The organism is Micromonospora sp. WMMD1120, from assembly GCF_029626235.1.
Lineage (GTDB): Bacteria > Actinomycetota > Actinomycetes > Mycobacteriales > Micromonosporaceae > Micromonospora.
The window spans coordinates 228,869-239,444 of sequence record NZ_JARUBO010000005.1; the positions used below are offsets into that span (position 1 = coordinate 228,869).

Below are 10,576 nucleotides of genomic sequence, written 5' to 3' on the forward strand. Positions count from 1 at the left end.
CGCCTACCGGCTGGTCGTACGGAGGGCGGCGGCGAGTTCGTCGTCGTAGCTGGCGATCGGCCGGCCGTCGGCGGCGTACGCGACAAGTCGCCCCTGGGCCATCGTCGCCGCCCGGAACGAGAACGTCCGGGTGCCCGGATAGGCGGCGAGCAGCGGGATGCTCCGGGGCGCCCCGCCCGGCGCGGAGTAGTACTCCAGGCGGGTCACCGCCGCGGAGACCACGCCGTTGACCCGCACCTTGGTCTTCTCCGCGCGGGTGCCGAAGGTCACCGGCGCGTCGGTGGCGTACCGGGCGCACTCGGCCGGCCCGCGGCAGACGAAGAAGTACCGGGGGTTGACCACGTCGTCAATGGTGTACGCCTTGAAGGTCGGGTCGGCGCCCGCCGGCAGCGGCTGCACGGCGAAGAAGGCGACCGCCACGGTGGCCGTGACGCCCACCCGCAGCCACGCCCGCCCGGCGGTGGGCCGCCTGCTCGTACGCCGGGCGGCGACGGCTACCCCGCCGAAGCCGACCAGGCACAGCAGGCCCACGCCCACGGCGCGGGCGTTCTCGAAGAGGAACTGCACGCCGGGTCGGGTCGAGATCGGACTGAGCACCGCGCCCAGCGAGACCACCATGGCGGCGAGCAGCGCCGCACCGCCAACCCGCTGGGCGACCCCGGACGCGCCGATCAGCAGCATCGCGGCGAGCACCGGCCACACCTGGTGGTGGGTCCAGGACACCGGCGACGCGGCCACCGTGGCGCAGCCGACGAGCACAACGGCGTGCCCGGGCCGACCGTGCCGCGTCAACTGTCGGGCCCGCAGCAGCGCCACCGCGCAGATCAGCGCCACCAGGCCCGCCCAGAGCAGCGGCAGCGTCGACTCGTCCACGCCGACGCGCAGCAACATCCCGTGCACCGACTGGTTGCCCAGCGAGGCCAGGTTGCCGATCCGGGAGGTCTGCCGGACGGCCTCGGTCCAGTACGTCCAACTCTCGGTGGGCAGCACGACCGCGCCGAGCCCCGCGCAGGCCAGGAACGTGACCGCTGCCCGGCCCGCGTCACGGTAGCGCCGGACGGCGAGGAAGTAGACAACGAACAGCAGCGGGGTGAGCTTGATCGCCGCGGCCACCCCGACCAGCGTCCCGCGCAGCCGGGGCGGCACCAGGCCGATCCCGTCCACCAGGGCCAGCAGCACGATGAAGATGCTGACCTGACCGAAGCGGAGGTTGCTCTGCACCGGCGCGGAGAGCAGCAGCACGGTGGCCGTCAGCGCCACGACGAGTGGGCGCCGGGACTGTCGGGTGGTCAGCGCGGCGCCGACCGACCCGGCGATGGCGACGACCGCCGCGCACGTCGCGACCAACCAGATCAGCTGGAGTATGCCCTCGCTGACGGCGGTGATCGGCCACAGCACGAGAGCGGCGAACGGCGGATAGGTGAACGGACCCCCGTTCTCCGCGACGTACCCGTACAGTGGCCGGCCGGCCCGCAGGTCGGCCAACGCGCCGTAGTAGATGTGCAGGTCGGAGAGGCGATCCGGCCGCCGCAGGACGAGCACGGCGGAGACCAGCGCGACGACGACGAAGGTCGCCCACGCCAGCGCCACCCGGCGATCCCGCATCGACCGAGAATAGGCGAACCCGGGGCTTCCGGTGGTCCCGCGCGACAGTCGGATCGGACGGTAGTCGACGACGACCGGACCTGGAGAAACGCCGGCTCGGCAACTTGCGTCGCAGTCCCGTACACGGGACCCTTTTTCTCTGGGATGCCGCCCGCTCACCGAACGTGCCCCGGAGGCGACATGCACACGTTCCGTACCCTGACCCGCCGGCTGCTGGCCGGCGTCGGCACGCTCCTGCTCGGCGCCGCCCTCGGGGCCGCCGGCACGCCCGCGCCGGCCGGCGCCGCGGACACCGTCGGCTACGTCCGGCTCGCCCACCTCTCCCCCGACACCCCGGCGGTCGACGTCTACCTGGCCGCGCCGGGCAACGCGAAGCCGCAGGTCTTCCCAGGGGTCGGGTACGGCGTGGTCTCCGACTACCTCGAACTCGCGCCGGGCCGGTACGCGGTGGCCATGCGCGAGGCCGGCGCACCGGCCAGCGATCCGCCGGTGCTCACCACCGAGGTCGCGGTGACCAGCGGGGGCGCCTACACGGTGGCCGGCGTCGGCCGGTACGCCGACCTGGGGCTGCGGGTGCTCAACGACGATCTGAGCGCGCCCACCGACGGCCGCGCCAAGGTGCGGGTCGTGCAGGCGTCGGTGCGGACCCCGGTGCTGGACGTCGCGGCCGCCGACGGCCCGATGATCGCCGACGGGGTGCAGTTCGCCACCACCACCGAGTACCAGCAGGTCGAGCCGGGCAACTGGCGGCTGCGGCTGACCGGGGCCGGCGGTCCGAGCACCGACGCCGAGGTGCGGCTCACCGGTGGCGCGGTCTACTCGCTGCTGGTGCTCGACGCCAAGCGGGGCGGGCTCACCGCCGAGCTGCGCCGCGACGCCCAGGGCGGCACCGTCGTCCCGGCCGGCGGGGTGGACACCGGCGCCGGTGGCACCGCCGGAGGCGGGCTCGACGCGTACCCGATGATCGCCGGCGGGCTGGCCACGGCGGCCGCCGTGCTGGCGGTGCTGCTCTGGCGCCGACGGCGGCGCACGACCTGGTGAGCGCCGGGCCGGAGCTGTCCATCCGGCGGCACCGCGACCGCCGGGTGCCGCTGGCCGCGCTGGTCGCGGCCGGCACGGCGGTCTGCCTGGCCGCCGGCACCGGGGTCGGGCTGGCCACCACCGGTCCGCCCCCGCCGACGGCGAGCTGGCACCCCGGCGCCGGCCTCGGACTGGCCACCACCGCTCCGCCCCCGCCGACGGCGAGCTGGCACCCCGGCTGCGGCGACACCTGCCCGTCCGGGGCCGCCACGCCCGCCGCGTCGGAGCCACCCACACGGGTACGCGTGCCGCGCATCGACGTCGACACGGCCCTCACGGTGTTGGGCCTGGACCGCGCCGGAGCGCTGGTCCCGCCGCGCGACTTCGCCACCGCCGGCTGGTACGGCGGTGGCCCGGCACCTGGCGACACCGGCCCGGCGGTGCTCGCCGGTCACCTGGACTCACGACGCGGCCCGGCGGTCTTCGCCCGGCTCGGCGAGCTGCGGCCCGGCGACCGGGTGGAGGTGTGGCGCGGCGGACAGCTGTTGTCGTTCCGGGTCACCGGGTCGCTGCGGACCCGCAAGGACAGCTTCCCGACGGCGCTGGTGTACGGGCCGACGCCGGGCGCGGAGCTGCGCCTGGTCACCTGCGGGGGCGACTTCGACAGGCGGCGCGGGCACTACCGGGACAACGTGGTGGTGTTCGCGGTCCGCGACTCGTGATCCACTCGGCGTCCCAGGGTGTCGGGGCCACCAGCCACGTGATCCACTCGCCGTCCCGGGATGTCGGGGCCACCAGCCACGTGATCCACTCGCCGTCCCGGCATGTCGGGGCCACCAGCCACGTGATCCACTCGCCGTCCCGGCATGTCGGGGCCACCAGCCACGTGATCCACTCGCCGTCCCGGGATGTCGGGGCCACCAGCCATATGATCCACTCGACATACCGGCATTTCGGGGCCACCAGCCGCATGATCCACTCGGCATACCGGGATAGCGCGGCCTCCGGCCACCTTCGAAGGCGCGGTTTTGCGGGAAGTCGAGTGGATCAACGGTTTCTCCGGCGTCGCCGTCGGGGAGCGCGCGCCGGCCGGCGGACGGGACCGCGTCACGGCGGGCACCGTCAGAGAGGGCGGGCACCGTCAGAGAGGGCGGGCACCGTCAGAGAGGGCGTCGCCGTCAGAGAGGGCGTCGGCCGGCGAAGCCACACTCGGCGCGGTGGTACCAGCGCACGTCGGAGTCGCCCTCCAACCAGCACCACAGCACGGCGCGGCCGGCCCGCTCGCCCGGGAAGTCGAGCAGCACCGGCGCGATGCCCTTGATCTGGATGTCGTGCTGGTGCAGCTCGTCGACGACGGCGTGCAGGCGGGCCTCCAGACCCTTGACCTCGGCCAGCCCGCCGAGCGCGCTCACCCCGTGGTCGGCCAGGTCGGCGCGCAACTCGGCAAGGTCGGCCCGAACCCGGATCAGCTCGTCGACGCGCGGTCGCAGGGTGGCCACCAGGTGCCGGGCCTGGGCGAGTGTGAACACCGGGCCAGTATGCGCCACGCTCCGCCCGGCGGTGTGCCCGCGCACCCGGCGCGTGCCCGGCCTGGCGGGTCAGTCGGCCTGGGCGGCCAGCTCGCGGGCGCGGTCGCGGGCGGCCTCCAGCGCGGCCAGCAGCGCGGCACGTACACCGTGCCTCTCCAGCTCCCGGATCGCGGAGATGGTGGTGCCGGCCGGGGAGGTGACCGCCTCGCGCAGCTTGACCGGGTGCTCGCCGGAGTCGCGCAACATGACCGCCGAACCGATCGCCGTCTGCACGATCAACTCGTGCGCCACCTGGCGCGGCAGCCCGAGCAGGATCCCCGCGTCGATCATGGCCTCGACCAGCAGGTAGAAGTAGGCGGGACCGGAGCCGGAGAGCGCGGTGACCGCGTCCTGCTGGGACTCGGGGACCCGGATGGTCCGGCCGAGCGGCGTGAACATCTCCTCGGCCAGCGCGAGGTGCGCCCCGGTGGCGTACGCCCCGGCCGAGATCGCGCTCATCGCCTCGTCGACGAGCGCCGGGGTGTTGGTCATCACCCGGACCACCGGGGTGCCCTCCGGCAGCCGGCGGCTGAAGAAGGTGGTGGGCAGGCCGGCGCAGAGCGAGATGACGAGCTTGTCGGCCGGCACCTTGGGCCCGATCTCGTCGAGCAGCGCCCCGGCGTCCTGCGGCTTGACCGAGATCGCGAGCACCGCCGCCTCGTCGACGGCGGTCAGGTTGTCGACCACCCGGACGCCGTAGCGGGCCGTCAACTCCTCGGCGCGGGCGGGTCGACGGGCGGTGGCGAGCAGCCGGTCCACCGGCCATCCCGAGCGCAGCAGCCCGGAGAGCATCAGCTCCCCGATCTTGCCCGCGCCGATCACCGCGACGGTGTGCACGTCGGTGGACATGGCGGCCGTACCCCCTCGGGTCGGGTGGCGGCACGGTGCGCCCGCGAGCCCACCGTGCCGCCGACCGGTCGATCAGCTGCCGAAGAAGACCTCGGCCTCGGCGTACCGCTCCAGCGGCACGGTCTTCAGCTCGCGGGTGGCGTCGGCGAGGGGCACCCGGACGATGTCGGTGCTCTGCATCGCGACCATCTTGCCCCAGTCACCGTCGTTGACCGCGTCGATCGCCTGCAGGCCCAGCCGGGTGGCGAGGACCCGGTCGAAGGCCGTCGGGGTGCCACCGCGCTGGATGTGGCCGAGCACCACGGTGCGGGCCTCCTTGCCGGTCTTGGCCTCCAGCTGCTCGGCGAGCCACTGACCGATGCCACCCAGGCGGACGTGGCCGAACGCGTCCAGCTCCTGGTTGTGCAGCACCATCTGGCCGTCGAGCGGCTGGGCGCCCTCGGCGACGACGACGATCGGGGCGTACTGGTGCTGGAAGCGCTTCTCGACGTAACCGGCGACCTGCTCGACGTCGAACTGCCGCTCCGGCAGCAGGATCACGTTGGCGCCGCCGGCCAGGCCGGCGTGCAGGGCGATCCAGCCGGCGTGCCGGCCCATGACCTCGACGACCAGGGTGCGGTGGTGGCTCTCCGCGGTGGTGTGCAGGCGGTCGATGGCCTCCATCGCGATGTTCACAGCGGTGTCGAAGCCGAAGGTGTAGTCGGTGGCGCCGAGGTCGTTGTCGATCGTCTTCGGCACGCCGACCACCTGCACGCCCAGCTCGTAGAGCTTGGTCGCGACACCGAGGGTGTCCTCGCCGCCGATCGCGATCAGCGCGTCCACGCCCTGCTCGGCGAGGTTGTTCTTGATCCGCTCGACGCCGTTTTCGATCTTGAACGGGTTGGTCCGGGACGAGCCGAGGATGGTGCCGCCGCGAGGCAGGATGCCGCGCACGTCGGCGATGCCGAGCGGCCGGGTCAGACCCTCGAGCGGGCCCTTCCAACCATCCCGGAAGCCCACGAACTCGTGACCGTAGGTGGCGACGCCCTTGCGGACCACCGCCCGGATGACCGCGTTGAGACCCGGGCAGTCGCCGCCGCCGGTGAGCACGCCGATACGCATGATCCGCTCATCCTCCTGGAGCATCAGGTAAAGCCCGATTTGCCCCAGGGTATGTGTCAGGTCAGACCATCGGCGCCGTTGCCGGCCCGGGGCGGGCCGTCACTGCGCACTGTAGTCGCCCCGCCAGTACGGCGACAGCGCGCCCCGGTCGCCGATTCCGGTCAGTAGGAGACCTCGTGGTTCTCGCCGGGCTTCGGCGGCTGGCCGGTGAGCGCGGCCTTCGCGTAGCCGAACAGGTTGACGACGGTGCTGTTCGGCGAGTCCCAGTACTCGGCGGAGCTGCTGTGCACCTTGATCAGGGTGAGCCCGGGGGTGTCCACCCCGTCGGGGAACCACGCCTTGAGCATGGGGTTCCACAGCTGCTCGGCCCGGGCCCTGTCGAACCCCTCGGTGGCGGTGCCGGAGATCGACACCCACGCGTGGTGCTTCTGGTCGGAGAAGGCGACGTTGACCTCCGGGTTCACCCGGATCTGGCGGATCTTGGCGGAGTCGGCGTGGGCGAAGAACCACAGGTCCCCGTCGAACTCGGCCTCCTGGAGCCCCATCGGCCGGCTCACCTGCCGCCCGTCCACGGCGGTCGTGGTGAGCATGCAGATCCGCGCGGCCCGGGCCAACTCGGTGACCCGGGCGCGCGCCTCGGCGGCGGTGGACGGCTCGTTGTTCATGGCGACACTCCCTCGGCTCGGCTGACGAACCGTTGCCCGGGACAGAACCGGTCAAACCTCCGACTGTCCGACCACCCTCAGCGGGCCGTCATCGCCCGCCACCGGGCCAGATTGTGCCGGGCGTCGACGAGGGCGTCGTGCCGGGCCGCGTCCGCGTCCGGCAGGGTCGGCCGACCCCTGTCGTCCCAGAGCTGCCGCAGCTCTTTGGTGTATCGGGGGATCTCCCGCGGCAGCGCCGGCATGGCGCCCCAGAGCTGCGCGAGCACCACGTGGTCGTACGCGGCGTACCAGGCCCACAGCTCCAACTGCTCCCCCGGCCGGTCCCGGATCGGCTCGACCAGGAAGTCGTACAGGTCGTCACGGATGCGCGCCCGGGAGCGCCAGGCCCGGTCCGCCGGCGACGGCAGCTTGTCCAGCACGTTGCGGCGGACCCACGGCACGGCGCGGGAGTCGTCGAACTCGGTGGAGACCGCGTAAAACTCGCGGCCGTACTCGTCGACGACACCGATCGAGACGAGGTCGACGACGGTGCCGTCCTCGATGAACTCGCAGTCGTAGAAGTAGCGGTAGACCATTCCGGCCATCCTCGCCCACCGCGGCCGGGGAGCGTCCGGCGGGGGCCGGACCGGCACCCGGGGAAACGGGACGGCACCGTTCGTGACGGTCACGGAAGTGCTTCGAGGGGTGTACAGCAAGCGACCGGACCGTCATGATCTGATGTGTACCGCTACCGGACGCCGAATCGGTGTCAGTTCATCCTGTCGGGGCCCATCAGGTTCGCCCGGTGAGCGAGTTGTGGTCCATGACCGGGGGAGGGGTTGGGCCGTGGAGGTTCGCCTGCCAGAGCCGGGTGACGCGCTCACGGGTGTCGAGATGTTCGCTGGGCTGGAGCCCGAGGTCCGGCAGCGGGTCATCGCCGCCGCCGTTCCGCGTACCTATCGCAAGGGCCAACTGCTCTTCGTAGAGAACGACCCCGGCGAGTCACTGATCGTGCTGCGACGTGGCGCGGTGGCCGTCTTCCGCACCGCGCCCACCGGCGAACGGGCCGTGCTGTCGGTTATCCGTCCACCGGACGTGCTCGGCGAGGTCTCGCTGCTGGACGCGTCGACCCGGTCCGCGTCGGCGGAGGCCATCGAGGACTGCGCGGCCCTCGCGCTCTCCCGGGGCGCGTTCATGGAGCTGGTGCACTCCAACCCCCGCATCCTGGACGCGGTGATGCGCTCGCTCGGCGGGCTGATCCGCCGGCTCACCGAGCAGAACGCCGACCACGTCTTCCTCGACCTGCCCGGCCGGGTCGCCAAGACGCTGGTCCGACTGGCCGGCGAGAGCCAGGCGCCGATGATCACGATCGAGCTCAACCAGAGCCAGCTGGCCGAGATGGCCGGCGGGTCGCGGCAGAGCGTCAACCAGGCCATCGGCTCGTTCGCGAGCCGCGGTTGGCTGCGCACCGAGGGGCGCCGCATCGTGGTGACCGACGTGGCCGCGCTGCGCCGCCGCGCCGGCATGAACGACCGCTGACCGTCCGCCCCGACGGCATCGTCGGCTTGTACGACCGCTGACCGTCCGCCCCGACGGCATCGTCGGCATGTACGACCGCTGACCGTCCGCACCGACGGCATCGTCGGCGACCGCGGCCTCCGGGCGCGGACGCCCACCGCCCCTTCCCGCGGCACCCGTCAACCACCCGCTGCGGCGACCCGCACGCACGGCTGCGCCGGCTGCCACTGGCAGCCGGCGTCACCGTCTGTCGCGAATCGACGCGTCGGGTTCAGCGGGTCGGGCCCAGCCAGCGGGTCGCACCCGGCCAGCGGGTCGCGGACGCCTGGTAACCGGGGCCCGCCCAGAAACCCGGCCCGGCCCAGAAGCCCGGTCCGGCCCAGCCGGTCGCCGTCGTGGTGGTCGTGGTCGTCGCCATGTCGTCTCCTCGGTCGAAGCGAAGTGCCTGTCTGCCGAGAACGTTATGACGTGGAGCCGTGGAACAAAATAGGACAAATCGACACTAATCACTGGCTGAAGAGCGGTTGTCGGCTCCCCCTCCCCGTTGACAAGGTTGCCGCGCCCCACCTGTTCGAGGGCCCCCGGCCGACAAACCAGCAGCAGTGAGGAGCCACCGGTCATGTCACTACTCCGCGGCAATGTCGCCTTTGGTCGGTACTGGTCCGCGCGCCTGGTGTCGTACACCGGTGACCAGTTGGCCCGCACGGCCCTGCTGATCGCGGTCTACGACCGGCACGGCGGCGGCGCCGTCGCCCTGCTGCTTCTCGCGTCGACGCTCCCCCGGCTGCTCGGTCCGCTGCTCGGCGCCCTGGCCGACAGGTTCGACCAGCGCCGGCTGATGATCGGTTGCGACACCGCGCAGGCGCTGACGTACCTCGCCGTGGCGCTGCTCGCGCCACCTCTGCCCGTGCTGCTGGCGCTGATCACCGCGGCCACCACCGCCGCCACCGCGTTCACGCCCGCCGGACGCAGCCTGCTGCCCCGCCTGGTCGAGCGCGAGCACCTACCGGCGGCGAACGCGCAGCTCGCGACCGGTGTCAACGTTGGACTTGCGGCCGGTCCGGCGCTCGGCGGCCTGCTGCTGGCCACCATCGGCCTGACCGCCACGCTGCTCGTGGACGTGGCGACCTTCGTGCTCTCCGCGCTGCTGATCGGCGGTGTCCGTACGCTCTCGACGACCGGGGCCACCCGCCGTCAGGAGACCCTGCCCACAGTGCTGCGCGAAGGGCTACGGGTGGTCCGGGGACACCGCGTGGTCCGCGCGGTCTCGGTCGGGTTCCTGGTGATGGTGGCGTTCGCCGCGCTGGACAATCTCGCGATCGTCCCCCTCGGACGCGCCGAGCTGGGCGCCAGCGAGGTGCTGATCGGCCTGCTGGGAACCGCCTACGGCGTCGGGATGGTGCTCGGGCCGCTGTGCCTCGCCAGGACCGGCGTACCCGTTCGGATGGACCTGGTCCTCTACGGCGCGCTGCTCGCCCTCGGCATCGGCACGCTGGCCACCGGCCTCAGCCCGGTGATCGCGTTCGCCCTCGCCGGTCAGGCGGTGGCCGGTGTCGGCGCGGGCTGGCACAACGTCGCCGCGGACACCCTCATCCAGCAGAACGTGCCGGCCGACCGGCTCGGCGTGGTCTTCGGCACCGTCTACATGTTCCCGTACGCGGCGGAGGGGCTGGCCTACGCCGTCGGCGCGCCGCTGCTGGCGCTGGCGGGGCCACGCTGGGTGCTGGTCGTCTCGGGGTTGGGCGTCCTGGCCACCCTGGGGCTGATCGCTCCGCTGCTCACCCGGGCCCTGGGGCTACGGCTGCCGGCCCTGGGGAGGCTGGTGCCGAGCAACGGGTGAGGGAAACCCCTGAAGAGTGCGGCCGGCGGACCGTGGGTCCGCCGGCCGTCACCCGTCTGATCAGTCCCCCGTGCTGTCGGCCGGCGGCGCGCCCGGACCGGGGCCGATCTTCTTCGGATCGACCGGCTTAACGGGCGTGGGCGTGCTCGACGAGGTGGTCGTGGTCTCCCCCGACCCGCTCGACTGACCCTCAGGCTCTTCCACCATGCCCTGCTCCTCCAGTTCGGCGAGAGTCACCGCGTCGACGTCGACTGTGTCGCCCGCAGCCCACAGCTTGCCTCCCGAATCGGTCCACGAGGCGGACAATCGCACCTGCACGGCACTCTCCCTGACATGAAACTTCCTGGTACGGAACACTAACCCCGTCCGATCGACGCCGTTGCCCGCCCGCACGTCGGGTACCCGACTGGCAGGGTGGGACGAGATACTGA

General features: G+C 72.7%; 12 protein-coding genes. 4 read left to right on the top strand and 8 right to left on the bottom strand.

From position 1 onward, the window contains the following. Positions 1-3: 3 nt before the first annotated feature. On the bottom strand, positions 4-1,605 hold the full coding sequence (locus tag O7634_RS01100; RefSeq protein WP_278148312.1) for a glycosyltransferase 87 family protein: 1,602 nt from the start codon (positions 1,603-1,605) through the stop codon (positions 4-6). Positions 1,606-1,785: 180 nt separating this feature from the next. Between O7634_RS01100 and O7634_RS01105 the strand changes: the two genes are divergently transcribed. Further along, the gene (locus O7634_RS01105) at positions 1,786-2,646 is read left to right on the top strand and encodes a DUF4397 domain-containing protein (RefSeq protein ID WP_278148313.1); all 861 of its coding nucleotides are present in this window, start codon (positions 1,786-1,788) and stop codon (positions 2,644-2,646) included. Next, positions 2,643-3,347: a class F sortase gene (locus O7634_RS01110; protein WP_278148314.1), complete on the top strand. Its 705-nt coding sequence runs from the start codon at positions 2,643-2,645 to the stop codon at positions 3,345-3,347. The genes O7634_RS01105 and O7634_RS01110 overlap by 4 nt, the downstream gene beginning before the upstream one ends. A 456-nt stretch (positions 3,348-3,803) precedes the next feature. Here O7634_RS01110 and O7634_RS01115 read toward each other — a convergent pair whose 3' ends face one another. The 5 genes from O7634_RS01115 to O7634_RS01135 form a co-directional block, all read right to left on the bottom strand. Continuing rightward, positions 3,804-4,154 carry a DUF2203 domain-containing protein gene (locus O7634_RS01115; protein WP_278148315.1) on the bottom strand — a complete coding sequence of 117 codons (351 nt, stop codon included), beginning with the start codon at positions 4,152-4,154 and terminating at the stop codon, positions 3,804-3,806. A gap of 69 nt (positions 4,155-4,223) precedes the next feature. Further along, positions 4,224-5,042, bottom strand: a complete 819-nt coding sequence (proC, locus tag O7634_RS01120; protein ID WP_278148316.1) for a pyrroline-5-carboxylate reductase — start codon at positions 5,040-5,042, stop codon at positions 4,224-4,226. A gap of 72 nt (positions 5,043-5,114) precedes the next feature. After that, on the bottom strand, positions 5,115-6,143 hold the full coding sequence (locus tag O7634_RS01125) for a 6-phosphofructokinase (protein ID WP_278153822.1): 1,029 nt from the start codon (positions 6,141-6,143) through the stop codon (positions 5,115-5,117). Between the two features lie 161 nt (positions 6,144-6,304). After that, positions 6,305-6,808, bottom strand: coding sequence for a pyridoxamine 5'-phosphate oxidase family protein (locus O7634_RS01130; protein ID WP_278148317.1), 504 nt, complete (start codon positions 6,806-6,808; stop codon positions 6,305-6,307). A gap of 77 nt (positions 6,809-6,885) precedes the next feature. Continuing rightward, positions 6,886-7,383, bottom strand: coding sequence for a polyadenylate-specific 3'-exoribonuclease AS (locus O7634_RS01135; protein ID WP_278153823.1), 498 nt, complete (start codon positions 7,381-7,383; stop codon positions 6,886-6,888). Positions 7,384-7,633: 250 nt separating this feature from the next. On the opposite strand from O7634_RS01135, the gene O7634_RS01140 reads away from it, so the two are divergent. Then, positions 7,634-8,326: a Crp/Fnr family transcriptional regulator gene (locus O7634_RS01140; protein WP_030337710.1), complete on the top strand. Its 693-nt coding sequence runs from the start codon at positions 7,634-7,636 to the stop codon at positions 8,324-8,326. Between the two features lie 250 nt (positions 8,327-8,576). On the opposite strand, the gene O7634_RS01145 is transcribed toward O7634_RS01140, so the two are convergent. Then, on the bottom strand, positions 8,577-8,723 hold the full coding sequence (locus tag O7634_RS01145) for a hypothetical protein (protein ID WP_278148318.1): 147 nt from the start codon (positions 8,721-8,723) through the stop codon (positions 8,577-8,579). A gap of 201 nt (positions 8,724-8,924) precedes the next feature. Between O7634_RS01145 and O7634_RS01150 the strand changes: the two genes are divergently transcribed. Further along, positions 8,925-10,145: an MFS transporter gene (locus O7634_RS01150; protein ID WP_278148319.1), complete on the top strand. Its 1,221-nt coding sequence runs from the start codon at positions 8,925-8,927 to the stop codon at positions 10,143-10,145. 60 nt (positions 10,146-10,205) lie between these two features. Here O7634_RS01150 and O7634_RS01155 read toward each other — a convergent pair whose 3' ends face one another. Continuing rightward, a complete protein-coding gene (locus O7634_RS01155; protein WP_278148320.1) occupies positions 10,206-10,463 on the bottom strand; it encodes a hypothetical protein in 258 nt (85 codons plus the stop codon). Positions 10,464-10,576 lie beyond the last annotated feature (113 nt).